Raw genomic sequence first — 25,151 nt, 5'->3', positions numbered from 1 at the left:
TAATCAGATGGAATTAAGCTTGAAACCAAGATGGGGGTTGCCTTGAAAAAAAACAAGCGCAAAGCGGATGTAAAAAACGACATAAAAAAAAAGAGGCCCGAAGGCCCCTTCCTTGTTCCGGCAGGCCGGGCGCTTACGCGTCCGGTGCAGCCTTGGCAGCCGGCTCACTGTTTTCGTAGACATACAGTGGCTTGGACGTGCCTTCGATCACGCTTTCATCGATCACGACTTTGCTCACCTCGGACTGCGAGGGGATTTCATACATCGTGTCGAGCAGCACACCTTCGAGAATCGAACGCAGGCCACGGGCACCGGTTTTACGCTCCAGGGCACGCTTGGCGACCGATTTCAGCGCGTCGGAACGGAATTCCAGATCCACGCCTTCCATCTCGAACAGCTTGGCATACTGTTTGGTCAGGGCATTTTTCGGCTCGGTGAGAATCTGCATCAAAGCAGCCTCATCCAGCTCGTCCAGCGTCGCCAGGACCGGCAGACGACCGACGAATTCCGGGATCAGACCGAACTTGACCAGATCGTCAGGCTCGACTTCACGCAGGGATTCACCGACTTTCTTGCCTTCTTCCTTGCTGCGCACTTCTGCGTTGAAACCGATGCCACCCTTGGTGGAACGGTTCTGAATGACCTTCTCCAGACCGGAGAATGCGCCACCGCAGATGAACAGGATGTTACGGGTATCAACCTGAAGGAATTCCTGCTGCGGATGCTTGCGGCCACCTTGTGGTGGTACGGAAGCGACCGTGCCTTCGATCAGCTTGAGCAAGGCCTGCTGCACGCCTTCACCGGAAACGTCCCGGGTGATCGACGGGTTGTCGGACTTGCGCGAAATCTTGTCGATTTCGTCGATGTAGACAATACCCATCTGGGCTTTCTCTACGTCGTAATCACACTTCTGCAGCAGCTTCTGAATGATGTTCTCGACGTCTTCACCCACGTAACCCGCCTCGGTGAGGGTGGTTGCGTCGGCGATGGTGAACGGAACGTTCAGCAAGCGGGCCAGGGTTTCGGCCAGCAGGGTTTTACCGGAGCCTGTCGGGCCGATCAGCAGGATGTTGCTCTTGCCGAGTTCGACGTCGTCAGCCTTTTTGTCACGCTGGTTCAGACGCTTGTAGTGGTTGTACACCGCTACTGCCAGAACCTTCTTGGCACGCTCCTGACCAATGACATATTGATCAAGGATGCCGCTGATTTCTTTAGGCGAAGGCAATTTATGCGCGCTGCTTTCGGCCTGTGCTTCCTGCACCTCCTCGCGGATGATGTCATTGCACAGGTCGACGCACTCGTCGCAGATAAAGACCGAGGGGCCGGCAATCAATTTGCGTACTTCATGCTGGCTTTTGCCACAGAAGGAGCAATAGAGCAGCTTGCCGTTGTCCTCGCCGTTGCGGGTGTCAGTCATTCGTTCGATCCAAATCCGATAGGCTTGCAACACAAGATGAAGGCTATTGCGGGCTTTTTCAAGCCCGCCGCTGATCAGACGCGCCGACCAAGCCTATTTTGAGCTGCTTATTTTTAAGCTGGGCGCTGGTTGATCACTTCGTCGATCAGACCATATTCCTTCGCAGCTTCTGCACTCATGAAGTTGTCGCGGTTGGTGTCGCGCTCGATTTCTTCAAGCGTACGGCCGCTGTGCTTGGCCATCAGCGTGTTCAGACGCTCGCGGATGAAGAGGATTTCCTTGGCATGGATTTCGATGTCCGATGCCTGGCCCTGGAAACCGCCCAGTGGCTGGTGAATCATCACGCGCGAGTTCGGCAGGCAGAAACGCTTGCCAGGTGCACCGGCCGTCAGCAGGAATGCGCCCATGCTGCACGCCTGACCGATACAGGTAGTCGATACGTTTGGCTTGATGAACTGCATGGTGTCGTAGATCGACATGCCCGCTGTCACCGAACCGCCCGGGGAGTTGATATAAAGATGGATGTCCTTGTCCGGGTTTTCCGCTTCAAGGAACAGCAATTGCGCGCAAATCAGGTTGGCCATGTAGTCCTCTACCGGCCCCACCAGAAAGATTACTCGTTCCTTGAGAAGACGCGAGTAGATGTCATAAGCGCGCTCGCCACGAGCAGATTGCTCGACAACCATCGGGACCAGGCCGCCGGCGGCCTGAATATCAGAGTTCTGCTGAATATAGGAATTACGGAACATGCTCTGCAGTCACTCCCAAATAGTCATGTCTTGAATACGCATAAGCCAGCTCGAAGGCTGGCTTATGGTGTGTGCTTCTAACGCAAAAACAATCAGTCGGCTTTTGGAGCTTCTACCGGCTTGACCGCTTCTTCGTAAGAGACCGATTTGTCGGTCACGCTAGCTTTCTGCAGAACAGTATCCACAACTTGTTCTTCCAGCACAACCGAACGAACTTCGTTCAGTTGCTGGTCGTTCTTGTAGTACCAGGACACGACCTGCTCAGGCTCCTGGTAAGCCGAAGCCATTTCCTGAATCATTTCGCGAACGCGGGCTTCGTCTGGCTTCAGGTCGAACTGCTTGACCACTTCGGCCACGATCAGACCCAGGACAACGCGACGCTTGGCTTGTTCTTCGAACAGCTCGGCCGGCAGTTGGTCTGGCTTGATGTTGCCGCCGAACTGCTGAACAGCCTGCACGCGCAGACGGTCAACTTCGTTGGACAGCAGAGCCTTAGGCACTTCGATCGGGTTGGTGGCCAGCAGACCGTCCATTACCTGATTCTTGACCTTGGATTTGATCGCCTGACGCAGTTCACGCTCCATGTTCTTGCGAACTTCGGTGCGGAAACCGTCGATGCCGCTTTCCTTGATGCCGAATTGAGCGAAGAACTCTTCGTTCAGCTCTGGCAGCTTTGGCTCGGAAACGGTGTTTACAGTCACAGTGAACTCGGCGGTTTTGCCAGCCAGGTCCAGGTTCTGATAGTCCTCTGGGAAGGTCAGGTTCAGAACGCGCTCTTCGCCGGCTTTAGCGCCGACCAGGCCTTCTTCGAAGCCAGGGATCATGCGGCCGGAACCCAGTACCAGCTGAGTGCCCTTGGCGGAACCGCCAGCGAACACTTCGCCGTCAACCTTGCCAACGAAATCGATGTTCAGCTGGTCTTCGTTCTGGGCAGCACGATCGGCCACTTCGAAACGGGTGTTCTGCTTGCGCAGGATGTCCAGCATCTTGTCCAGATCGGCGTCAGCCACGTCAGCGCTCAGACGCTCAACGGTGATGCCTTCGAAGCCGGCAACGGTGAACTCAGGGAACACTTCGAATACGGCTACGTATTCCAGGTCCTTGCCAGCTTCGAGCGATTTTGGCTCGATCGATGGCGAACCGGCCGGGTTCAGCTTCTGCTCAACCACAGCTTCGTAGAAGGAGGACTGGATCACGTCGCCGATCGCTTCCTGGCGCGCATCAGCACCGAAACGGCGCTTGATTTCGCTCATTGGCACTTTGCCTGGACGGAAGCCAGCAATCTTGGCCTTTTGGGCAGTCTGCTGCAGACGCTTGTTGACCTGAGTCTCGATGCGCTCAGCCGGCACGGTGATGCTCATGCGGCGCTCAAGAGCAGAAGTATTTTCAACAGAAACTTGCATGGATATTCCTCGTTGCACAGACGTTAGCCGGCCGTTTCCGACCCAAGAATCAAGGGCAAGCATTCTAGTAGGTCAAACTCAAGAAGTCACCCTACTGAAAACGGGTAAAAAAACAGCAGGCCATTTGAAGGCGGGGACAAGCGGTTGCGCCTCGCCTTGTTAGCAAATACAGCCAATTCAAGCCAGGGCTCTGCGCCAACCTCTTCTATATATAGAGGCGGTTGAATCATCTCCCTGACAGCCGACCTCGCAAGCAAGGCCGGCGGACAGCGCAGCATCATCGAACAACATTAATACGACGAAGCACCCTGCCCTGCGACCCGAAACCTGCAGCCGCCGAAATGCGAAACCGTAAAACAAAAAAGGCGCCAGACTGTTAAATCTGGCGCCTTTCGGAATATGGGGTGGACGATGGGGATCGAACCCACGACAACGGGAGTCACAATCCCGTGCTCTACCAACTGAGCTACGCCCACCATATTGCGTGCCAAAGAAGCCAAACAACTTCTTTGTAGAACTTCACCCGGCCAGTGGCATGAATGAAGCTTTGATTGGTGCGGATGAAGAGACTCGAACTCTTACGCCTCGCGGCGCTGGAACCTAAATCCAGTGTGTCTACCAATTCCACCACATCCGCAGATGAAGCTTTTAAAGCAAAGGCGCCAGACTGTTACATCTGGCGCCTTTCGAAATATGGGGTGGACGATGGGGATCGAACCCACGACAACGGGAGTCACAATCCCGTGCTCTACCAACTGAGCTACGCCCACCATATCGCGTTACTTGTGCCAATGCTGCCTAATGGCGCACCCGGCAGGACTCGAACCTGCGACCATCCGCTTAGAAGGCGGATGCTCTATCCAGCTGAGCTACGGGCGCCTTGTTAGCTGTACCCTTGGAGGACTACAAACTAAGTGCTTTCCAGCCTCGCAAAACGTTGATTTCGCTCGACCTTCTTAACCAGTGCTAGGCTGTGCCCGACAAGTGCGACGAATAGTATAGAGCGACCTGAAGGTCGTCAAATCCTTTTTGAAAAAAAATTCATTTAATTAAAGGGCTTAGGGGAATTTGCTGACCAAGCGCCTTTGCCCTCACCGTTTGACATGCGAGAATGCGTTCTCTTTTTTTCCCCTCTCGATGGTTAATCACGCGCAATGACTGCACAACTAATCGACGGCAAATCGATCGCCGCCAGCCTGCGCCAGCAGATCGCCCAACGGGTTGCCGAACGTCGCCAGCAAGGTCTGCGCACGCCAGGCCTCGCGGTGATCCTGGTCGGCAGCGATCCTGCCTCTCAGGTTTATGTCTCGCACAAGCGTAAAGACTGTGAAGAGGTCGGCTTCCTCTCTCAAGCGTACGACCTGCCTTCCGAAACCACTCAAGAAGCGCTGACCGATCTGATCGATCGACTGAACGACGACCCGGCAATCGACGGCGTTCTGCTTCAACTTCCTCTGCCAGAGCACCTGGACGCCTCCAAATTGCTGGAACGCATCCGCCCGGACAAGGACGTCGACGGTTTCCATCCTTATAACGTCGGTCGTCTGGCCCAGCGTATTCCGCTGCTGCGCCCCTGCACCCCGAAGGGCATCATGACCCTGCTGGAAAGCACCGGTGCCGATCTGTACGGGATGGACGCGGTGGTTGTTGGCGCATCCAACATCGTCGGTCGTCCGATGGCGATGGAGCTGCTGCTGGCCGGTTGCACCGTAACCGTTACCCACCGCTTCACCAAGGATCTGGCCGGACACGTCGGCCGCGCAGACCTGGTGGTCGTGGCCGCCGGCAAGCCGGGCCTGGTCAAGGGCGAGTGGATCAAGGAAGGCGCGATCGTGATCGACGTCGGCATCAACCGCCAGGAAGACGGCAAACTGGTGGGTGATGTGGTCTACGAGACCGCCCTGCCCCGCGCCGGCTGGATCACTCCGGTACCCGGCGGCGTCGGCCCGATGACCCGCGCCTGCCTGCTGGAAAACACCCTCTACGCGGCAGAAACCCTGCACGCCTGAGTCGCGTTTTCCGCGCTCCGAGAACCCCGCCTTGTGCGGGGTTTTTCATGCCCTCGAAAAAACCTTTACCGTTCGCCGGAAACCCCTATTTTTACAGGGCTTTTCACGACTTTTTCATGCCTTGCGGACAACCATCGACAGTTCTTCAACCATACTCCTACAATGCGTCGTTTTTACGACACAGGCCGTTACAAAGAACGGCATTTCCAACCTTCATGAGTTCGCCCGCGTGAATATTCGTCTGTCCATCCTGAGCCTGGTTTTTGCATTTTCAGGCACGCTCCTCACGCCAACGGTCAACGCCGCCGAAACCACCGCCGCCCCTCGAGACGCTTCGCAATTGAAGATTGCCTCCGGCAGCGCCCTGCTGATGGATCTGCAGACCAACAAAGTCATTTATTCCAGCAACCCGGACGTGGTGGTGCCCATCGCTTCCGTGAGCAAATTGATGACCGGTTTGGTAGTGGTCGAAGCGCACCAGAACATGGACGAATGGATTGACGTCGACATCAGCCACACGCCGGAAATGAAAGGCGTGTTTTCCCGCGTCAAGCTGCGCAGCGAACTGCCCCGCCGGGAGATGCTGCTGATTGCCCTGATGTCCTCGGAAAACCGCGCCGCCGCCAGCCTGGCTCACCACTACCCGGGCGGTTACGCGGCATTCATCGCAGCGATGAACGCCAAGGCCAAGGCGCTGGGCATGACCAGCACACATTTTGTGGAGCCCACCGGCCTGTCCGAGCGCAACGTCTCCACCGCCCGCGACCTGAGCAAGTTGCTGGTGGCTGCGCACAAACAGCCGCTGCTCATCGAACTGACCACCACCAAGGAAAAGACCGTTTCGTTCCGCAAACCCAATTACACCCTGGGTTTCCGTAACACCGATCACCTGGTCAACAAGGCCGACTGGGATATCCGCATCACCAAGACCGGTTTCACCAACCCTGCCGGTCACTGTCTGGTGTTGGTGACCCGCATGGCCAACCGCCCGGTCGCCCTGGTGATTCTCGACGCGTTCGGCAAATACACCCACTTCGCCGATGCCAGCCGCATCCGCAGTTGGGTGGAAACCGGCAAGAGCGCTAACGTTCCCGCCGTGGCTCAGCAATACAAGGCCGACAAGAATCTCAAGAGTCGCCAGAGCGGCGTGATCGAAGCGTCCAAGTAATCCGTCCCCCCATGAAAAAGCCCCGAATCGTCGGGGCTTTTTCATTTATGCACTCAGTCGTTGGGCAACGGCATCTTGTCGTCAGCGGGAATGCCGTCACCAGCGCTCGGGTCGCGGGAATGCTCCGGCGTCACCACCGCCGGACGCGCCAGCGGATCGCGCAGAGGGCTCTCAGGATCCAGCACCGGATCAACTTCCGGCTCAGGCGTGGTGGGCACACTGTCAGGCTTGTGGTCGTCGAAACTCGAATCGGTACTCATACGCACCTCGCTTCAAGGCTTGAGATCAGCCAAGGGATCGTAAGGCTTGGCCGGACGCTTGGGATCATCGTCCGGCTGCACATCCTTCGGCGCCTTCGCCGGGCCAATGGGATCGACTTGCGGATCGTCCAGATCAGGCGAGTCCGGATCGAAGCCCAGGTCGTCGCCGCTGCCATGCTCGGAAGAATGCGGCCCGCTGGGTGAAGTTGGAATTGCCATGTTCGCCTCCTGATACTGGCCCGTAAAACACGGGACGCTACAGTTCAGAAGCGCATCCTCCGCCAGGGTGCCCGACAGGCGACGAACGGAACCTCAATGCGCCGCCAGCGCCTTCCTCGCCTGCGCCGCTTCCCGCTCCTGCCCGGCTTGCGCCAGTGCGTCGGCAGCCTTGAGCCAGCGCTGTTGATCGACCGCCGCCGGAATCTGCGTCGGCTTCTGGATCAACACTGCCCAGCCGCCGGATTTTTCCAGGGCCGACTCGAACGAGCTGAAGCTCATCAATTCACGGCGATTCATCCCGGCGCGCAGCAGCACCTTCTGCTTCAAGCGATCGTAGCCGGACAGGATCGCGTAACGCGGCTCCGCCCAAAACGCCGAACCCTCGCTGAAACGCACCATCACCGGATACCCGGCCGCCACCTGAGTCAGCAGCGCCGGCAGGTTGCTGTCCAGCGGATACACGACCATGCCGTATTCACGGGCAAGGTTCTGCAGATTCTGTTGCAACTTGTCCTCGGCGCCCGGCAAATGCAGCGGTTTTTCCAGCAAACCCGGGGTGATCACGATGCCCTGCTGCGACAGCAGGCTGGCCAGCACTTGCGGCCCGCTTTGATAGGCCTCACCGCGATAGAACGTACCACTAAGCTCGACCCGCTCCGGCAGGCGCTTGACCTCCGGCGCCACACTGCCCGCACACCCCACCAATGCTGTCACGCAACCGGCCACCAGCAGCGCCGCGCGAATCCGGGAAAATAGCTGCACCATCGTCACTCTCTTGATCAGTTACCGGTCATCGTGTTCCGGCTTGGTCGAGGATCATAGGACGGCGCCACGCTGCGGTATAGCCCAAAGCGGCAGATGCGTCGGCTGCATAGAGCGAACTGATTGGTCACCACCGACCTTCGGTCAATAGCTTGAAACACACCAGCGACTAGACTGTCATTCAGACAAGAGCCAAAGAAAGCGCGCCCGACGCAGGGCAAAGAGGAGGCACAGATGAGCCTGACCATGACCATCGTAATGCTGATTGCCGGCTGGCTGGCCGTTGCCGCCGCCATGCTGTGGGGCGTGTTGCGGATTTCCCGCCGCCATCACCACCCGGTTCAACCTGCACCGAACAGGAAGATCGATAAACACGACGCCCGTCACGCCACCGCGCACTGATTTTCCGTAACCGACTCCAACAAAAAGGCCGCCTGGACTCTCGCAAGTTCAGGCGGCCTTTGGTTTTCCAGCGATTACGCTTCGGCAGTCAGTTTCTTCTGCTTGGCGCGGCGCGACATCATGTTCAGCACTTCAATCGCAGCCGAGAACGCCATGGCGGCATACACATAACCTTTCGGTACGTGGGCGCCAAAGCCTTCGGCGATCAGCGTCATGCCGATCATGATCAGGAAGCCCAGAGCCAGCATGACCACCGTCGGGTTGTCGTTGATGAACTTGGCCAGCGGATCAGCCGCAAACAGCATCACCAGCACCGAGACCACAACCGCAATCACCATGATCGGCAAGTGTTCGGTCATGCCGACAGCGGTAATGATGCTGTCGATCGAGAACACCATGTCCAGCATCAGGATCTGCCCGATGGCGGCGGCGAAGCCCAGGGTCACCTTCGACGTCGCGGTCTTCGGATCTTCCGGTGCCGGGTCCATGCTGTGATGGATCTCTGTCGTCGCCTTCCACAACAGGAACAGGCCGCCGGCGATCAGGATCATGTCCTTCCAGGAGAACGCGTGGCCGAGGATCTCGATGACCGGCGCGGTCAGCTGAACGATGAACGCGATGGTGCTCAACAGGGCCAGACGCATGATCAGCGCCATGCCGATCCCCAGACGACGAGCCTTCTGCCGGTACTGCTCGGGCAGTTTGTTGGTCAGGATCGAGATGAAGATCAGGTTATCGATGCCGAGCACGATTTCCATCACCACGAGTGTGGCCAAAGCAATCCATGCGGTCGGGCTGGAAGCGAGTTCTAACAGGTATTCCATGGGTCAGTCCTGACTCTGTGTAAGACGGTTTAGATTTCCTGGGAGGACGATTCGGATTTTTCTTCGTCGTCTTTCGGTTCTTTCTTGCTGATCAGATTGCCGGTGGCATCGCTGAGCGCCTCTTCGGCAGCTTTATGCGTGTCGTCGATGGCTTGTTTGGCCGCCTCGGCCGCCTGCCCCATCAGTTGCTGCGCGCTCTTTTCGGCCTGGTCGCAACCGGCCAGTACCAGTAAAGACGCGATCAATAACGCCGTAGTTTTTAGTTTCATGATGCTTCCCTCGATAGAACAGACAGCGCCGTACAGGCCGGCCGTCAATGGTTGGGCATTCTAGGGAGACAAACACTTCAGGAAAATTCGTATTTTTAGCGGCTATACTTCGATTTATACGAACTGTATTGGACGGACCGAACCCCATGCTCAATTACCGACAACTGCATTACTTCTGGGTGGTGGCCAAGACCGGCAGCATCGTGCGCGCCTGCGAGCAACTGAACCTGACGCCGCAGACCATCAGCGGGCAGATTTCCCTGCTCGAACAAACCTACGGTATCGAGTTGTTTCAACGGGTCGGCCGGCAACTGGAACTCACCGAAGCCGGGCGTCAAGCACTGCCCTACGCCGAACAGATGTTCCAGCTCGGCGGCGAACTGGAGCTGATGCTGCGCGCCCAGCCCAATGAGCAGCAGATCCTGTTCCGGGTTGGTGTGGCAGACGTGGTGCCCAAATCCATCGTCTATCGCCTGATCGCGCCGACCATGGAATTGAGCGAACCGCTGCGCATCACCTGCCGCGAAGACAAGCTCGAACGCCTGCTGGCAGACCTGGCAATCCAGCGCCTGGACTTGGTGATTTCCGACAGCCCGATGCCCTCGCACCTGGACATCAAGGGCTACAGCCAGAAGCTCGGGGAATGCGGGATCAGTTTCTTTGCCACCGCCGAACTGGCCGCGAAATACGGTCAGGATTTCCCCCGCAGCCTGCACGGTGCGCCGCTGTTGATCCCCGGCGCGGAAACCGTGGTGCGCAGCCGTCTACAGCGCTGGTTCGCCGAGCAGCAGATTCAGCCGAGGATTGTCGGGGAGTTCGATGACAGCGCCCTGATGCAGGCGTTCGGCCAGTCCGGCAGCGGGATTTTCATCGGCCCGAGCGTGATTGCCGATGAGGTGAAGCGCCAGTACGGCGTCGAGTTGATCGGCCAGACCGATGCGGTGAGCGAGTCGTTCTACGCGATCTCGGTGGAGCGCAAGGTCAAGCACCCCGGCATCAAAGCGATTACCGAAGGTGCCCGACGCGAGCTGTTTACAGCCTTTTAAGCCGGCGCGCAGACGTCGCGCGGCTTGAGCACCATCAGCACCATGGCGAGGAAAATCGACAGCAGGATGAACCCGGCGGCGGCGAAACCCACAAAGCCCAGACCAGCGCTGTCGATCACCCGACCACCAATGATCGCGCCCAGACCAATCCCGAGGTTGGCCCCGGCGATGTTCAGCGACGCGGCGAAGGCCGGCGCTTCAGGAGCCGCTTTCATCAAGCGCACGTGGCTGACCAGAAACAGCGCCGCCTGGGTCACGCCCCAGATGCCCATCGCCGCCGCCAGACCCAGCGACGAATTGATGTTCGGCACCAGCGCCACCATCCCCGGAATCATGAACGCGCAGAACATCACCGAAGCCATCAGCGGATGACGATCCACCGCACGACCGCCCAGCGAGTTGCCGATCAGGCCGACCGCGCCAAAGCCCATCAGGCACCAGCCGACCACGGTGCCATTGAAGCCGGCCAGCCTTTCGAGAATATCCGCCAGATAGGTGTAGGCGGTGAACATGCCGCTGAACACCAGGATCGACAGCAGCACATGACCCAGCATCAGCGGGCTGCGCAGGATCTTGAACTGCGAAGCGAAACTGACCTGATGCTGGTGCAGGCTGGTTTTCGGCAGATAGACAAACAGCAGCAACGCCTTGGCGAACGCGATCACCGCCAGAATGGCGAACGCGCTGCGCCAGCCGAACGCATCGGAAATCAACGTACCGACCGGAATTCCGAACACGGTGGCGCAGACAATGCCGAAGCCGATCTTGGCGATCGCGCGACCGGCGAAGTCCGGGCCGACGATATCCACCGCCGTTTCGCTGGCCAGCGCCCAGAACACCGGCAACCCCAACGCCGGGATCAACCGGGCAATGGCCATCACCCAGATGTTCGGCGCCAATGCCGCCACGGTATTGGCCAGGCCGAACATGATCAGGATGGTGATGAACAGCTTGCGTCGCTCGAAGCGGGCGAAATACGCGGTCAAGAAAGGACCGAACATGGCCACGGTAAAAGCGAACAGCGTCACCAGCAGCCCGGCTTGCGGGATGGTGACAGCAAGATCGCGGGCAATCGCCGGCAGCAGGCCGACGATGACGAACTCCGTGGTCAGCACCGTAAACCCGGCGGCAGACAACAGAAGGATGGGCAACAGCATGAGGAACTCCAGCAAAACGACGACACCAGCGTTGACCCGAGGGCCCGCTGGCAGAACTTGAAAATAAGGATGCGCAATCTTAACAGAGTGTTTCCCGAGTGACTTGCACAAACCTGTCTAAGTTGTAGATGGATCCGGTGGCAGATCGTCACAGGCCTGAAGGAATCGGACGACCCTGTGATAAAGTCCGCGCCCTGCAAAACGTACACCCTGTTCAACCACCCGTTTAACGGCGTGGCTGGCGCGTCAGTCCTTTCGGTTTGCGTCCGTGGCCTGCCCCCGATCAATCGCCCGGATCACGCAACCTTGCACCCTATAAAAAACAGAGATGCCGTTCATGACCGCTTCATCCCCTTCTCTATTGCAACGTCTTAAAAGCCTCAGCCTGGTCACCCAGATCCTGATCGGCCTGATTGCCGGCATCGCCCTGGCGCTGTTCGCGCCGGAAGCGGCCAAAGGCACGGCCTTCATCGGCAAAGTGTTCGTCTCGGCCCTGAAAGCCGTGGCGCCGATCCTGGTGTTCGTGCTGGTCATGGCCTCGATCGCCAACCACAAGCACGGCCAGGAAACCCACATCCGGCCGATTCTGTTTCTGTATCTGCTGGGCACCTTCGCCGCTGCCGTGGTCGCGGTGATTGCCAGCATGATGTTCCCGTCGCATCTGGTGCTGTCCACCGACAACATCGCCGTAAGCGCGCCGGGCGGCATCAGTGAAGTGCTGCAAAGCCTGTTGCTGAGCGTGGTCGACAACCCGGTGAGCGCACTGATGAACGCCAACTTCATCGGCATTCTGGCCTGGGCCATCGGCATGGGCGTGGCGATCCGGCACGCCGGCGACACCACCCGCGAAGTGGTCAGCGACCTGTCCAACGGCGTGACCCTGATCGTGCGCGTAGTGATCCGCTTCGCGCCGCTGGGGATTTTCGGTCTGGTAGCGTCGACCCTGGCCACCTCCGGGTTTGGCGCATTGATCGGTTATGCGCACCTGCTGGCGGTACTGCTCGGCTGCATGCTGTTCGTGGCGCTGGTGATGAACCCGCTGATCGTGTTCTGGAAGCTGCGCCGCAACCCGTACCCGCTGACGCTCCAGTGCCTGCGTGAAAGCGGCATCACTGCGTTTTTCACCCGCAGCTCGGCGGCGAACATTCCGGTCAATCTGGAACTGAGCAAGCGCCTGGGCCTGCATGAAGACACCTACTCGGTATCGATCCCGCTCGGCGCCACCATCAACATGGCCGGCGCGGCGATCACCATCACCGTGCTGACCCTCGCCGCCGTGCACACCTTGGGTATCGCCGTGGACATCCCGACCGCGATCCTGCTCAGCGTCGTCGCTGCAATCTGCGCCTGCGGTGCCTCGGGCGTGGCCGGTGGTTCGCTGCTGTTGATCCCGCTGGCGTGCAGCCTGTTCGGCATCCCGAGCGAAATCGCCATGCAGGTGGTGGCCGTCGGTTTCATCATCGGCGTGCTGCAGGATTCGGCCGAAACGGCGCTGAACTCCTCCACCGACGTGCTGTTCACCGCCGCCGCGTGCCTGGGCGAAGAGCAGAAAGCCCAGCGCCCGGCGTAAAAAACCAGCGCAACAAAAAGCCCGCCAAGGCGCAAACCTTGGCGGGCTTTTTGTTGCAGAACGTTTTAGAACGCGCCCATGTAATCGCGCTTGCCCACTTCCACCCCGTTGTGACGCAGCAGTGCGTAGGTGGTGGTGACGTGGAAGAAGAACTGCGGCAGACCGTAGCTCAGCAGATAAGCCTGGCCGCTGAAGCGCTTCTCTTTCGGGGTGCCCGGGCGAGTCACGATCTCGATGCCTTCCTTGCCATTGATTTGCTCTGGCTTGATCTCGCCGATGAAGGCCAGAACCTTGGCGATCAGCGCTTGCAGCTCGGCGAAGGTGGTTTCGGTGTCGTCATATTTCGGAATTTCGATTTCGGCCAGACGCGAGGAAACGCCTTTGGCGAAGTCCACGGCGATCTGCACCTGACGCACCAGCGGGAACATGTCCGGGTACAGACGCGCTTGCAGGAAGGCGTTCGGGTCGATGTTTTTCTCGGTGGCGTGGGCTTCAGCCTTCTTCAACACATCGCTCACGGCGTTGAGCATTTGTTGAAAAACCGGGACGGATGCGGCGTACAGGGAAATGGTCATGGCAGTCTCACGTGGTGGCTGGTTGAATCGTGGGGGCGATTATAGCCATGCTCGCATGGCGGCGCGGCTTGTCTTTTATCCAGCAAGGATTAGGCTAGGCGCCTTCGACTGCAGAGGGAACGCGCGATGACCACAGAATTTGAAACCCGCTCCGACGAACCACGGCTCAACGCCACGGAAATCCGCATTCTGGGCTCGTTGATCGAGAAACAGGCCACCAGCCCGGAAACCTACCCGTTGACCCTCAACGCACTGGTGCTGGCCTGCAACCAGAAAACCAGCCGGGAGCCAGTGATGAACCTGACTCAGGGCCAGGTCGGCCAGAGCCTGCGCGCCCTCGAAAGCCGCGGCTTCACCAAACTGGTGATGGGCAGCCGCGCCGACCGCTGGGAGCATAAGGTCGACAAGGCGCTGGAGCTGGTGCCGGCGCAATTGATCCTGACCGGGTTAATGTTCCTGCGCGGCCCGCAGACCGTCAACGAACTGCTGACCCGCAGCGGTCGCATGCATGAGTTCGAAGATGCCGAACAAGTGGTGCATCAGCTGGAACGCCTGATCGCCCGGGACTTGGCGGTGTTGATTCCACGTCAGGCCGGCCAGCGCGAAGATCGTTATACCCACGCGCTGGGCGATCCGGCGGACATCGAGGCGATTATCGCGGCGCGGCAGAACCAGAGTGATCGCGGCGCTGCCAGCGGCGTGTCAGTGGAGCGCATCGAAGAGCTGGAAGCGCGGATTGCGGCGCTCGAAGAGCGTCTGGCCCGTCTCGAAGAATAAGTGCACCGGGGACGGTGTTATTCGCCGTCCCAGTAATCCACCCCGTCCGCCTGCCGCGCCACCGCCACGAAGCCCGAGGCATTGCCTTCGGCATCGACGCTGAAGTTGTCCATCACCGCGTATTTGTTGGAATCCGGGTACTCGCAGATTTCCGGTTGCTGCTGGGTGCTGACCGCCAGATAGCGCAGTTCCGCAGCACTGGTGTTGATGATCTGATGCGCCACTTCCGGGCCGCCCGGCGGGCAGGCGATCACGTCGCCGGCGCGAATCGGGAAACGCTCGGCGCCCAGGCGCACCTCCCCTTCCCCGGCCACCACGTAGAACATTTCCTCATTCACCCGATGGCTGTGAAACGGACTGCCACGCATGCCTGGTGGCAACGCATACAAGCGGTAACCGAGTTTCTGCGCGCCCAGTTGCTGGCCGACCCGGGCCAGACGCTGCTGATAACGCCCGGCGGTTTCGCCTTCGGGCGACAGGGCTTCGGGGAGCGGTTCGAGTTCGACGTCATTCAGATTGAGAATGGGCGGATGCATGCAAACCTCGGCTTTTTTTTGTGATGGGCAAGTCTGTGCTTGCCGAGCCGGCAGTATAGGCAAACTGTTCGGATCAAAAACCATGTCGCGGCCTTCGCGAGCAAGCCCGCTCCCACAGGGGAAATGCATTTCAATGTGGGAGCGGGCTTGCTCGCGAAAAGGCCCGGTCAGGCACCGCACGACCCAAGCTCTTTAGCTGCGGGCAAACGCCACCGCCGCATCGAACTGCTCGACCGTCGGCCGCACGCCGGTGTACAGCACGAACTGCTCCAGCGCCTGGATCGCGATGACTTCCAGCCCGGTGATCACCTTTTTACCTTCGGCACGACCGCGCACGATCAGCGGGGTTTCCGAGGGGATCGCCACCACATCGAACACGATGTCGGCAGACTTGATCACATCCACCTCAAACGACAGTTGACCCGCTTCCGGGCCACCGTCCATGCCGACAGGGGTCACGTTGATCAGCATCTGCGGGCGCTCGTCGCCCAGTTCCGCCTGCCAGCGATACCCCAGGGAGTCCGCCAGCGCACGCCCGGCGCGCTCGTTGCGAGCGACGATCAAACCGTTTTTGTAACCGCCATCGCGCAAGGCACTGGCCACAGCCTTGGCCATGCCGCCGCTGCCGCGCAGGGCGAAAGTCGAGTCCTTCGGCACCGCGTGGGTTTCCAGCAACTGGGCGATGGCGATGTAATCGGTGTTGTAGGCCTTGAGATGGCCGTTGGTGTTGACGATGGTGTTGATCGACTGGATCGCCGCCGCCGAGGCGTCCAGTTCATCAACCAGCGCAATGCTCGCTTCCTTGAACGGCATCGACACGCCGCAACCGCGAATCCCCAGCGCGCGGATCCCGCCGACCGCACCGGGCAGGTCCTGGCTGCTGAACGCCTTATAGTAGAAATTCAGGCCCAGTTGTTCATACAAATGGTTATGAAAACGCAGACCGAAATTCCCGGGACGCCCAGACAGGGACATGCACAATTGGGTGTCTTTGTTGGGGTTCATCTGCATGGGAGGCTCCTTCGTATGCACTTTCGGATGGACGGGATTAGCCAGGCCATCGGGTTCTGAACGATCATAAGGCGGTCTGTTCCGGGCATCACAGTCGATGCCGCAAGCTCGGTAAACAAACCGGTACAGACCTTACACAAAATTTACCCAGCGGCCGTGCTGTTTTTCAAAATGTTGCTGTCTTAGAAGTATCCCCGCGCCATCCCGAGCCTGTTGCAGGCCCGGACGCCGGGTCGAAGAACCGAGGAATTATCATGATTCGTAAACTCCCCATCGTGGCCTTGTTGATTGGTGCATTCGCGATCACGGGTCAGGCAGAAGCCCACGGCGGTGGCTGGCAGGGCCCGGCGGTATTTGGTGCGATCGTCGGCTCGGCCATCATCGGCTCGGCGCTCATTAACCAGGATCGGCCGGTGTATGTCCAACAGCCTGTTTACGCTCAACCGGCTCCGGTCTACGTGCAGCAACCGCCGCCACCGGTCTACTATCAGCCGGCCCCGGTTTATGTGCAGCAACCGGTCTACGTCCAACCGGCCCCGGTGTATTACGGCCCACCGCGCGGTTATTACGGCCGGCCACACTACTACGGTGGCCCGCGCTGGTAACCGGCACGAGAAGCCCCGCTTGATAGCGGGGCTTTTTATTGCCCGCAGATTATTGCCCGCAGAAAAACCAACCGTCCGTCGGCCAGGGTCTGAAAAAATCTCGCCAAGGTCGCTGTGAGGACAGTTTGAACCGCTAAAGTCGGCATGATGGACTCGACCGTCGGGGGCAACACACAAACGGTCATCTATTTGTCATGACGGAACCGCACTCTGAATCCGTCCGCAAACAACAGGTTGATAACAACAAGGACGACTTGAATGCCTACACAGAATCCGCACCGCATCGTCGGTTTATGCACCTCGAGCAAGGTCTACAACGCCCTGACCGAACTCAAGCACCTGGAAGGCCACCGCACGGCGAAGTTTCTCTCGTTGCTGGCGGAAAACCTGGTGCGCAAGGGTTTTCTCAACGAACACGAGATCGTGCACATGCTCGATCAAGTGGTGGATTGAGCCAGCCCTCAGCGGCGTCAATGACCACTATCGAAAGCGTTGATTGTCCCTGAAACGGCCAATTCCCTAAGGTAGCTCCACAGATTGATGGAGGTACTTTTCATGGCTCAGGTTCAAATCATGTCCGTTGTCGGCAGCGCCGTTCCCGCATCGCTCAGAGAGCTGGGGCTGCTCGCCTGCTGGTATCTGGTGCGCGACGGCGAGCCGGTCAGCGGCCCGCTCACGTCCTTGCCGGCGGCTCAAGCGCTGTCGCAACAACTGCTCAGCGGCCCGTTCAAGGCTTAAGGCAGCTGCACTTTCGGTTTGCTTTCGATGAACAACGCCCAGCTCGACATGAACAGGGCCGCGATCAGCGGCCCGATCACAAAGCCGTTCAGCCCGAACACCGCCAATCCGCCCAGGGTCGAGATCAGGATCATGTAGTCCGGCATCCGGGTGTCCTTGCCCACCAGGATCGGGCGCAGCAGGTTGTCCACCAGACCGATCACGAACACCCCGAACAGCCCCAGCACCACGCCCTGCCAGATCATCCCGCTGAGCAGGAAGTAAACCGCGACCGGCACCCAGACAATCCCCGCCCCCACCGCCGGCAGCAACGACAGAAACGCCATCAATACCGCCCAGAGCAACGCACTGGGAATGTCGAGAAACCAGAAAATCGCCCCGCCCAGCGCACCCTGCGTGATCGCCACCAGCAGATTGCCCTTCACCGTGGCGCGCACCACGCGATTGAATTTCAACTGCAAGCGACGCTTGTGATGCTCCTCCAGCGGTATCGCTGTGCGCACCTTGCGCGCCAGTTCGGCGCCGTCGCGCAGGAAGAAAAACAGCAAGTACAGCATGATGAAAAAACTCACCACGAACTCGAACGTGCCCTGGCCGAAACTGAACGCCTGGCTCGCCAGCGCCTGACTGCCCTGCATGGCGGTCTTGACGATCTTCTCGCGCAAGGCATTGAGCTCGCCCATGCCGAAGCGGTCGAGCAGGTGCTGAAAGTAAGGCGGCAGGCTGTGCTTGAACTGCGCCAGATAAGCGCCGATATCGAGCTTGCCGCTTTCGATATTGTCGTAAAGCATCGCCCCTTCCTGCACCAGCAGCACACTGAGGACGATCACCGGCAAGATCGCAATCACCAGGCAGATGCTCAAGGTACACAGTGATGTGAGGTTGCGTTGCCAGCCGAATTTCAGTTGCAACTGGCGCTGCATCGGTGCGAACAGGATGCCGAGGATCACCGCCCAGAACACCGCACCGTAGAACGGCAGCAGGATCCAGATGAAGGCGACCGTCACCAGAAACAACAGCACGGTAAGGGATTTGAATTGCAGACTCTTTTGGTTCATGTCCGGTCCAGGTCAGTCAGGCGCCACCCGCGCCCGTCCCGTTTAGTCAGCCAGCGTCAGCGCGAGTGCCCTGTTTCTTCATTGAGCATAGATCCAGATCAATAAACCCTCGGCGCAACTGCTCTACCCTGCCGCGCTTTTGCGACCGACGCCGCCATGACGACCTCCTTCCCCCCCGAACTGCTCGCCCCCGCCGGCACCCTGAAAAACATGCGTTACGCCTTCGCCTATGGGGCCGATGCGGTGTACGCCGGCCAGCCACGCTACAGCCTGCGGGTGCGCAACAACGAGTTCGATCATGCCAACCTGGCGCTTGGCATTCGTGAAGCCCAGGCCCAGGGCAAGCGCTTCTACGTGGTGGTCAACATCGCGCCGCACAACGCCAAACTGAAGACCTTCCTCAAGGACCTGGCGCCGGTGATCGAGATGGCGCCGGACGCGCTGATCATGTCCGACCCCGGCCTGATCATGCTGGTGCGCCGGCACTTCCCGCAGATGCCAATTCACCTCTCGGTGCAGACCAACACGGTGAACTGGGCGAGTGTCGAATTCTGGCAACAGCAGGGCTTGAGTCGGATCATCCTGTCCCGTGAATTGTCGCTGGAAGAGATCGGCGAAATCCGCGAGCAAGTGCCCGGCATGGAACTGGAAGTGTTCGTCCACGGCGCGCTGTGCATGGCCTATTCCGGCCGCTGCCTGCTCTCGGGTTACATGAACAAACGCGACGCCAATCAGGGCACCTGCACCAACGCCTGCCGCTGGAAATACTCGGCGCAGGAGGCCAGCGAAAACCAGCTCGGCGAAATCGTGCAGACCTTCGAACCGCAACCGACCCTCGGCCTCGGCGCCCCCACCGATCAGGTGTTCCTGCTGCAGGAAGCCAACCGACCCGGCGAGCTGATGCCGGCCTTCGAAGACGAGCACGGCACCTACATCATGAACGCCAAGGACCTGCGTGCGGTGCAGCACGTCGAGCGCCTGACCCGCATGGGCGTGCACTCACTGAAGATCGAAGGCCGGACCAAATCGCACTTCTATTGCGCGCGCACCACCCAGGTCTATCGCCGGGCTATCGACGATGCTGTGGCCGGTCGCGAATTCGACCGCAGCCTGATGACCGATCTGGAATCCCTCGCCCAGCGCGGCTACACCGAAGGCTTCCTGCGCCGGCACGTGCATGACGAATACCAGAACTATCAGAACGGCAGCTCGGTGTCGGAGCGTCAGCAGTTTGTGGGCGAGTTGACCGGCGAACGTCGGGATCGTCTGGCCGAGGTCAAGGTTAAGAACCGTTTTGCACTGGGCGATCACCTGGAACTGATGACGCCCAAGGGCAATTTCCATTTTGATCTGCATGAACTGCAGAACCTCAAGGGCGAAGCCATCGATGTGGCACCGGGGGACGGGCACACGGTGTATCTGCCGATTCCGGATGCGGTGGATTTGCGGTTTGGGTTGTTGATGCGCGATCTCGGCGCTGTTTAGAAGCAGCAAAAAAACCCGGCCAATCAGCCGGGTTTTGTTCAGCGCCTGTCATCGGACAGCGGTGTCGGCTCATCAGCCGGCGGTATGTCTTCATCGGACGAAGGATCCTTCCAGTCTTCCGGCCGGTCGGCATCGCTCAACGGGTCGCGCCCGGGCATGACGCCCGGCGGCATCTCGTGATCGGCCAGCGTCGGCTCATCCGTACCGGGGACTTTGCGGGTAGGGTCGGTTGGGGCCGTGCCTCCCTGAAACAGCGTATCGTCAGCCATCATTGCACCTCAGAGCATGAGGCCCGGAAGATCCGGGTCGTACTCGTTGGAAGTGCCGCCGCACCGGGCGTGCTATCGAACAGACCAGCGGCATTCAGCTCGTGGCTGAAAACCGGTCTCGACTGTTGGTCAGGTGCAACCACATTGCCGCGCGCGCGGCGTCCGGGTCCTGACGTTTGATGGCGTTGAAGATCGCCTCATGCTCAAGATTCGCCAGTTGCCCGAGCTTGCTCAAATCCACCGCGCCGCGCTCGGCCGCATTGACCCGGGTGCGCGGGATCATCGCGCTACCCAGGTGCTGCATGATTTCGGTGAAGCAGACATTGCCGGTGGCTTCGGCAATCAGCAGGTGAAAGCGCCGGTCGGCTTCGACGCAACTGTCGTTGTTGGCCAATAGACGCTGATAGTCGTCCAGCGCCTGACGCATCTGCATCAGTTGTTGCTCGGTGCGGCGCTGCGCGGCCAGTGCCGCGGCTTGCGTCTCCAGGCCCATGCGCAGCTCGAGAATGCTGCGCACCCCCAGCGCGGTGTCGACATTCAGCCGCAGCCCCTGCTCCGCTGCGCGTTCGATCACGAAGGTGCCGATACCGTGTCGCGTCTCCACCAGCCCTGACGCCTGCAACTTGGAAATCGCCTCACGCACGACGGTGCGACTGACGCCGTGTTCCTGAACGATCGAGTTTTCCGACGGCAACTTGTCACCGGGCAGCATCTGACCGAGCAGGATGCTCTGGGTCAGTTTTTCCACCAGGTCGTGGGCCAGGTTGTGCGCGCGTTTACGGGCGGGGGCGTCGAAGTCGTCTTGCATGGTCGGTTCCGGTGATCGGGGCAAACCGATCGTAGCATTGGCGGCAATGACTTGTATGAGCTCCTATGAATTCCGGGATCCAGCTTGTATGACAACACTCAATTTTAGCTAGAAAATCTTCCACTGCGCCGAGCAGTCGCCCCACTTGCACTGGAACAAAACGCTCTACTACGCGTACCACCCCCCCTACAAAAGCCAACAAACACGGCGCATAAAATCTGAAAAAGCATAAAAACCCTTTCCCGTAGACAAATTTGATTGAGCACTCCCGCTTGTAGGACAAAAAAATCTAGTTGTATGATGTCTATCAACAACGCAACACCAGCCACACCCCGCATAAAAATAACGAGTGGGAGAAAACCAAGTGAAATCGTCCATTGCCGGGATGAACGAGGGCGCCGATTCGGTGCTGTCCTCCGCCATTGCCAAAGTCAAACGCCACGTCCTGCCGCTGTTCGTCATCATGTTCATCGTCAATTACATTGACCGGGTGAACATCGGCTTCGTCCGTACCCACATGGAACACGACCTCGGCATCGGTGCCGCGGCCTACGGTTTCGGTGCCGGTCTGTTCTTCATCGGTTACGCGCTGTTCGAAGTCCCTTCCAACATGTTGCTGCAAAAGGTCGGCGCGCGAATCTGGCTGACCCGCATCATGCTCACCTGGGGTCTGGTGGCCGCCGGCATGGCGTTCATCCAGAACGAAACCCACTTCTACATCCTGCGATTTCTGCTCGGCGTGGCCGAGGCCGGGTTCTTTCCCGGGGTGATCTACTACTTCACTCGCTGGTTGCCGGGAGCCGAGCGCGGCAAGGCGATTGCAATTTTCTTGAGCGGTTCGGCCGTGGCCTCGCTGATTTCCGGCCCGCTGTCGGGCTTGTTGTTACAGATCGAAGGTCTGGGCATGCACGGCTGGCAGTGGATGTATTTCATTGAGGGGATGTTCTCGGTCGGCCTGTGCGTGTTCGTCTGGTTCTGGCTCGACGCCAAGCCCCACGATGCCAAGTGGCTGACCCGCGCCGAGCAGGATGCGCTGGTCAAAGCCATCGACGATGAACAGAAGGCACGCGAAGCCGCGACCCCGATCCGGCCGTCGCTGGGCAAACTGCTCAAGGATCGCCAGATCATCCTGTTCTGCCTGATCTACTTCTTCATTCAATTGACGATCTACGCCGCAACGTTCTGGCTGCCGAGCATCATCAAGAAGATGGGCGAGATGAGCGACTTCCAGGTCGGCCTGTTCAACTCGATTCCGTGGTTGCTGTCGATCATCGGCATGTATGCGTTCGCCTCGTTCTCGGCGAAGTGGAAACACCAGCAGGCATGGGTAGCCACTGCATTGCTGATCGCCGCGGCGGGGATGTTCATGTCCACCACCGGCGGGCCGATTTTTGCTTTCGTCGCGATCTGCTTTGCTGCGCTGGGTTTCAAATCCGCGTCGTCGCTGTTCTGGCCGATCCCGCAGGCCTATCTCGATGCGCGGATCGCCGCTGCCGTGATCGCGTTGATCAACTCGGTAGGCAACCTCGGCGGCTTCGTCGCTCCCACCACTTTCGGTTTGCTCGAGCAACACACCGGTTCGATCCAGGGCGGCCTCTATGGCCTGGCCGCGACCTCGATCATTGCCGCAATCATCGTGTTCGCCGCCCGCATGACACCCAAATCCGCACCTGACGTCGCCGTGGCCGATGCCGCGCCGAAGCACGCTTGAAAGGACAATCAAAAATGACCGCACACGACATCGCCAAAGCTCCAATCATCACCGAGATGCAAGTCATCCCGGTGGCCGGCCACGACGGCATGCTGCTCAACCTGAGCGGCGCCCACGGGCCGTTTTTCACCCGCAACATCGTCATCCTCAAGGACAACGCCGGCCATACCGGCGTCGGCGAAGTGCCCGGCGGCGAACGCATCCGCCAGACCCTCGAAGACGCCCGCAACCTGGTGGTCGGCAGCCCGATCGGCACGTATCAGAAGATCCTCAACCAGGTTCGCCAGACGTTCGCTGACCGTGATGCCGGCGGCCGTGGCCTGCAGACCTTCGACCTGCGCATCACCATTCACGCCGTCACCGGGCTCGAAGCCGCCCTGCTCGACCTGCTCGGCCAGCACCTCGACGTGCCGGTGGCGGCATTGCTCGGCGAAGGTCAGCAACGTGATGAAGTGAAGATGCTTGGCTACCTGTTCTACGTGGGCGATCGCCGGGAAACCGACCTCGCCTACCGCAGCGAACCGGATGCCGACAACGACTGGTTCCGCGTGCGTCACGAGAAAGCCATGACCGCCGAAGCCGTGGTGCGTCTGGCCGAGGCTGCGCACGCGCGTTATGGTTTCAAGGACTTCAAGCTCAAGGGCGGCGTACTCAGCGGCGATGCCGAAATCGAAGCAGTGACCGCACTGGCCGAGCGCTTCCCTGACGCCCGCATTACCCTCGATCCGAACGGCGCGTGGTCACTGAAAGAAGCGATCCGTCTGTGCCGCGACCAGCATCATGTGCTGGCCTACGCCGAAGACCCGTGCGGTGCAGAGAATGGTTATTCGGGCCGCGAAGTGATGGCTGAATTCCGCCGCGCCACCGGCTTGAAAACCGCCACCAACATGATCGCCACCGACTGGCGCGAAATGGGCCACGCGATCCAGTTGCAGTCAGTCGACATTCCGCTGGCCGACCCGCACTTCTGGACCATGCAGGGTTCGGTGCGCGTGGCGCAGATGTGCCACGAATGGGGCCTGACCTGGGGCTCGCACTCCAACAACCATTTCGACATTTCCCTGGCGATGTTCACCCACGTCGCGGCCGCCGCACCGGGCGACATCACCGCCATCGACACCCACTGGATCTGGCAGGACGGCCAGCGCCTGACCAAGGCACCGCTGCAAATCGTCGACGGCTGCGTGCAGGTGCCGAAGAAACCGGGGCTGGGCGTGGAACTGGACATGGATCAGGTGGCCAAGGCCCACGAACTCTATAAAGGCATGGGACTCGGCGCGCGGGATGACAGCGTGGCGATGCAGTTTCTGATTCCGGGCTGGACGTTCGATAACAAGAAGCCGTGTCTGGTGCGTTAAACCTGCGCAGCCTCCAGCAACCAGTGTTTGAACGCCGCCATCGCTGACGTCTCCGGCCGAGACTGCAACCGCGTCAGCCAATAGCTGCCGGTGCTGATTTCGATGGCAAAGGGTTGGCGGATCAGGTCCGCCGCCAGTTGCCGGGCAAACATCAACGGCGGCGCCAATGCCACCCCGCCGCCCTGCAACGCCGCTTCCATCATCGCCAGCGACGAGTCGAACACGATGCTCTGGGGCGGCGCAGCATGGGTCGCCAGACCCGCCGCGTGAAACCATTCCGGCCACTCATCGGTGCGATAGGAGCGCAGCAAACGCTGCTGCAGAAGATCCCCCGGCGTGTGCAGTTGCCGGGCGATTTCCGGCACGCAGAGCACCGACAATGGCGCCTCCAGCAAACGGGTCGCCTCGATACCGTGCCATGCCCCGGCACCGAAGCGGATCGCGTAATCCAGCCCTTCGGCGGCGACGTCCACCCGGTTGTTGTTGGTCGACAGTCGCAAATCTATGAGCGGATGTTTCGCCTGAAAGTCTGCCAGCCTCGGCAACAGCCATCCCACCGCGAAGGTGCCCACCGCGCCGACCGTGAGCATTTCCCGATATTGCCCGCCCGCCAGACGCTCGAGCATCTGCGCGATATGATCGAACGACGTGGTCAGCACCGGCAGCAGGGTTTCGCCCTCGCCGGTCAGCATCAGCCCACGGGGCAGGCGTTTGAACAGGATCACGCCGAGTTGCGCCTCCAGGCTTTTGACCTGATGGCTGACGGCCGCCTGAGTTACACACAACTCCACGGCGGCGCGGGTGAAGCTCAAATGACGCGCAGAGGCCTCGAAGGCGCGCAATGCATTCAAAGGCAATTGAGGTCGAATCATGCCAAATCCCAAATTTTTCTAATGGCTCGTCCGAGTTTTCATCGTTTGTCGAAAGACGCCGGACTGCCTAGATTTGGCGGCGCCGATCAGCCG

Annotated in this window: 28 protein-coding genes and 4 tRNA genes; 12 read left to right on the top strand and 20 right to left on the bottom strand. The window is 59.6% G+C overall.

Annotation, left to right across the window (positions count from 1 at the left end):
* Positions 1–133 precede the first annotated feature (133 nt).
* The 7 genes from clpX to CAF76_RS20495 form a co-directional block, all read right to left on the bottom strand.
* Positions 134–1,417: an ATP-dependent Clp protease ATP-binding subunit ClpX gene (gene clpX, locus CAF76_RS20525; RefSeq protein WP_064597867.1), complete on the bottom strand. Its 1,284-nt coding sequence runs from the start codon at positions 1,415–1,417 to the stop codon at positions 134–136.
* 113 nt (positions 1,418–1,530) lie between these two features.
* Positions 1,531–2,166: an ATP-dependent Clp endopeptidase proteolytic subunit ClpP gene (gene clpP, locus CAF76_RS20520; RefSeq protein ID WP_007951559.1), complete on the bottom strand. Its 636-nt coding sequence runs from the start codon at positions 2,164–2,166 to the stop codon at positions 1,531–1,533.
* A 92-nt stretch (positions 2,167–2,258) separates the two neighbouring features.
* Complete coding sequence (tig, locus tag CAF76_RS20515; protein WP_085648234.1) at positions 2,259–3,569, bottom strand: trigger factor; 1,311 nt, start codon at positions 3,567–3,569, stop codon at positions 2,259–2,261.
* 400 nt (positions 3,570–3,969) lie between these two features.
* Positions 3,970–4,045 (bottom strand) — tRNA-His (locus CAF76_RS20510).
* 76 nt (positions 4,046–4,121) lie between these two features.
* A tRNA-Leu gene (locus CAF76_RS20505) sits at positions 4,122–4,206 on the bottom strand.
* A gap of 57 nt (positions 4,207–4,263) precedes the next feature.
* Positions 4,264–4,339: transfer RNA gene (locus CAF76_RS20500), tRNA-His, on the bottom strand.
* Positions 4,340–4,371: 32 nt separating this feature from the next.
* Positions 4,372–4,448: transfer RNA gene (locus CAF76_RS20495), tRNA-Arg, on the bottom strand.
* Positions 4,449–4,723: 275 nt separating this feature from the next.
* On the opposite strand from CAF76_RS20495, the gene folD reads away from it, so the two are divergent.
* Entirely contained in the window at positions 4,724–5,578 is an 855-nt protein-coding gene (gene folD, locus CAF76_RS20490) for a bifunctional methylenetetrahydrofolate dehydrogenase/methenyltetrahydrofolate cyclohydrolase FolD (protein ID WP_011335038.1), read from the top strand.
* A gap of 229 nt (positions 5,579–5,807) precedes the next feature.
* Positions 5,808–6,746 (top strand): D-alanyl-D-alanine endopeptidase, encoded by a 939-nt coding sequence (gene pbpG, locus CAF76_RS20485; protein ID WP_011335039.1) that lies wholly within the window; start codon positions 5,808–5,810, stop codon positions 6,744–6,746.
* 53 nt (positions 6,747–6,799) lie between these two features.
* Here pbpG and CAF76_RS20480 read toward each other — a convergent pair whose 3' ends face one another.
* The 3 genes from CAF76_RS20480 to CAF76_RS20470 form a co-directional block, all read right to left on the bottom strand.
* A complete protein-coding gene (locus CAF76_RS20480; RefSeq protein WP_085648233.1) occupies positions 6,800–7,006 on the bottom strand; it encodes a hypothetical protein in 207 nt (68 codons plus the stop codon).
* Between the two features lie 12 nt (positions 7,007–7,018).
* A complete protein-coding gene (locus CAF76_RS20475) occupies positions 7,019–7,225 on the bottom strand; it encodes a DUF6021 family protein (protein WP_085648232.1) in 207 nt (68 codons plus the stop codon).
* A gap of 93 nt (positions 7,226–7,318) precedes the next feature.
* Positions 7,319–7,990 (bottom strand): peptidase C39 family protein, encoded by a 672-nt coding sequence (locus tag CAF76_RS20470; RefSeq protein ID WP_085648231.1) that lies wholly within the window; start codon positions 7,988–7,990, stop codon positions 7,319–7,321.
* Positions 7,991–8,221: 231 nt separating this feature from the next.
* Between CAF76_RS20470 and CAF76_RS28760 the strand changes: the two genes are divergently transcribed.
* Entirely contained in the window at positions 8,222–8,389 is a 168-nt protein-coding gene (locus CAF76_RS28760) for a hypothetical protein (RefSeq protein ID WP_172829492.1), read from the top strand.
* A 74-nt stretch (positions 8,390–8,463) separates the two neighbouring features.
* Here CAF76_RS28760 and CAF76_RS20465 read toward each other — a convergent pair whose 3' ends face one another.
* Both CAF76_RS20465 and CAF76_RS20460 read right to left on the bottom strand, forming a co-directional pair.
* Positions 8,464–9,213, bottom strand: a complete 750-nt coding sequence (locus CAF76_RS20465) for a TerC family protein (protein WP_039767626.1) — start codon at positions 9,211–9,213, stop codon at positions 8,464–8,466.
* Between the two features lie 29 nt (positions 9,214–9,242).
* Positions 9,243–9,482 (bottom strand): hypothetical protein, encoded by a 240-nt coding sequence (locus CAF76_RS20460; RefSeq protein ID WP_007951568.1) that lies wholly within the window; start codon positions 9,480–9,482, stop codon positions 9,243–9,245.
* 146 nt (positions 9,483–9,628) lie between these two features.
* Here CAF76_RS20460 and nhaR point away from each other — a divergent pair, with 146 nt between their 5' ends.
* The gene (nhaR, locus tag CAF76_RS20455) at positions 9,629–10,528 is read left to right on the top strand and encodes a transcriptional activator NhaR (RefSeq protein ID WP_085648230.1); all 900 of its coding nucleotides are present in this window, start codon (positions 9,629–9,631) and stop codon (positions 10,526–10,528) included.
* Here nhaR and CAF76_RS20450 read toward each other — a convergent pair.
* Entirely contained in the window at positions 10,525–11,685 is a 1,161-nt protein-coding gene (locus tag CAF76_RS20450; RefSeq protein WP_007951570.1) for an MFS transporter, read from the bottom strand. The genes nhaR and CAF76_RS20450 overlap by 4 nt on opposite strands.
* A 337-nt stretch (positions 11,686–12,022) precedes the next feature.
* On the opposite strand from CAF76_RS20450, the gene sstT reads away from it, so the two are divergent.
* Entirely contained in the window at positions 12,023–13,255 is a 1,233-nt protein-coding gene (sstT, locus tag CAF76_RS20445) for a serine/threonine transporter SstT (protein ID WP_085648458.1), read from the top strand.
* A 65-nt stretch (positions 13,256–13,320) separates the two neighbouring features.
* Here sstT and CAF76_RS20440 read toward each other — a convergent pair whose 3' ends face one another.
* Positions 13,321–13,830: a DUF1993 family protein gene (locus tag CAF76_RS20440; RefSeq protein WP_007951572.1), complete on the bottom strand. Its 510-nt coding sequence runs from the start codon at positions 13,828–13,830 to the stop codon at positions 13,321–13,323.
* A gap of 126 nt (positions 13,831–13,956) precedes the next feature.
* Between CAF76_RS20440 and CAF76_RS20435 the strand changes: the two genes are divergently transcribed.
* Positions 13,957–14,607, top strand: a complete 651-nt coding sequence (locus tag CAF76_RS20435; protein WP_085648229.1) for a YceH family protein — start codon at positions 13,957–13,959, stop codon at positions 14,605–14,607.
* 17 nt (positions 14,608–14,624) lie between these two features.
* Here the strand turns inward: CAF76_RS20435 and CAF76_RS20430 are convergent, their stop codons facing one another.
* Positions 14,625–15,143 (bottom strand): cupin domain-containing protein, encoded by a 519-nt coding sequence (locus CAF76_RS20430; RefSeq protein ID WP_085648228.1) that lies wholly within the window; start codon positions 15,141–15,143, stop codon positions 14,625–14,627.
* Positions 15,144–15,335: 192 nt separating this feature from the next.
* Positions 15,336–16,154 carry a shikimate 5-dehydrogenase gene (locus tag CAF76_RS20425; RefSeq protein WP_085648227.1) on the bottom strand — a complete coding sequence of 273 codons (819 nt, stop codon included), beginning with the start codon at positions 16,152–16,154 and terminating at the stop codon, positions 15,336–15,338.
* Positions 16,155–16,408: 254 nt separating this feature from the next.
* Between CAF76_RS20425 and CAF76_RS20420 the strand changes: the two genes are divergently transcribed.
* The 3 genes from CAF76_RS20420 (at position 16,409) to CAF76_RS20410 (ending at position 17,497) form a co-directional block, all read left to right on the top strand.
* Positions 16,409–16,759, top strand: a complete 351-nt coding sequence (locus CAF76_RS20420; protein ID WP_007951578.1) for a hypothetical protein — start codon at positions 16,409–16,411, stop codon at positions 16,757–16,759.
* A gap of 258 nt (positions 16,760–17,017) precedes the next feature.
* The gene (locus CAF76_RS20415; RefSeq protein WP_007951579.1) at positions 17,018–17,212 is read left to right on the top strand and encodes a hypothetical protein; all 195 of its coding nucleotides are present in this window, start codon (positions 17,018–17,020) and stop codon (positions 17,210–17,212) included.
* A gap of 102 nt (positions 17,213–17,314) precedes the next feature.
* On the top strand, positions 17,315–17,497 hold the full coding sequence (locus CAF76_RS20410) for a hypothetical protein (protein WP_064597883.1): 183 nt from the start codon (positions 17,315–17,317) through the stop codon (positions 17,495–17,497).
* Here the strand turns inward: CAF76_RS20410 and CAF76_RS20405 are convergent.
* Positions 17,494–18,555, bottom strand: coding sequence for an AI-2E family transporter (locus CAF76_RS20405; RefSeq protein WP_085648226.1), 1,062 nt, complete (start codon positions 18,553–18,555; stop codon positions 17,494–17,496). The two genes, CAF76_RS20410 and CAF76_RS20405, sit on opposite strands and share 4 nt — an antisense overlap.
* Positions 18,556–18,711: 156 nt before the next feature.
* Here CAF76_RS20405 and yegQ point away from each other — a divergent pair, with 156 nt between their 5' ends.
* Positions 18,712–20,040 carry a tRNA 5-hydroxyuridine modification protein YegQ gene (gene yegQ / locus CAF76_RS20400; protein WP_085648225.1) on the top strand — a complete coding sequence of 443 codons (1,329 nt, stop codon included), beginning with the start codon at positions 18,712–18,714 and terminating at the stop codon, positions 20,038–20,040.
* A 38-nt stretch (positions 20,041–20,078) separates the two neighbouring features.
* Here yegQ and CAF76_RS20395 read toward each other — a convergent pair whose 3' ends face one another.
* A complete protein-coding gene (locus CAF76_RS20395) occupies positions 20,079–20,309 on the bottom strand; it encodes a hypothetical protein (RefSeq protein WP_064597887.1) in 231 nt (76 codons plus the stop codon).
* 94 nt (positions 20,310–20,403) lie between these two features.
* Entirely contained in the window at positions 20,404–21,117 is a 714-nt protein-coding gene (locus tag CAF76_RS20390; RefSeq protein WP_085648224.1) for a FadR/GntR family transcriptional regulator, read from the bottom strand.
* Between the two features lie 364 nt (positions 21,118–21,481).
* On the opposite strand from CAF76_RS20390, the gene CAF76_RS20385 reads away from it, so the two are divergent.
* Positions 21,482–22,828: an MFS transporter gene (locus CAF76_RS20385; RefSeq protein ID WP_011335053.1), complete on the top strand. Its 1,347-nt coding sequence runs from the start codon at positions 21,482–21,484 to the stop codon at positions 22,826–22,828.
* 14 nt (positions 22,829–22,842) lie between these two features.
* Entirely contained in the window at positions 22,843–24,186 is a 1,344-nt protein-coding gene (gudD, locus tag CAF76_RS20380; protein WP_085648223.1) for a glucarate dehydratase, read from the top strand.
* Here the strand turns inward: gudD and CAF76_RS20375 are convergent.
* On the bottom strand, positions 24,183–25,058 hold the full coding sequence (locus tag CAF76_RS20375) for a LysR family transcriptional regulator (protein ID WP_085648222.1): 876 nt from the start codon (positions 25,056–25,058) through the stop codon (positions 24,183–24,185). The two genes, gudD and CAF76_RS20375, sit on opposite strands and share 4 nt — an antisense overlap.
* Positions 25,059–25,151 lie beyond the last annotated feature (93 nt).

This window comes from Pseudomonas sp. B40(2017) (genome assembly GCF_002112855.1).
Taxonomy (GTDB): Bacteria; Pseudomonadota; Gammaproteobacteria; order Pseudomonadales; family Pseudomonadaceae; genus Aquipseudomonas; species Aquipseudomonas pharyngis.
The sequence above is the reverse complement of the archived record's forward strand: the minus strand, read 5'-3'. Positions and strand labels throughout refer to the sequence as shown.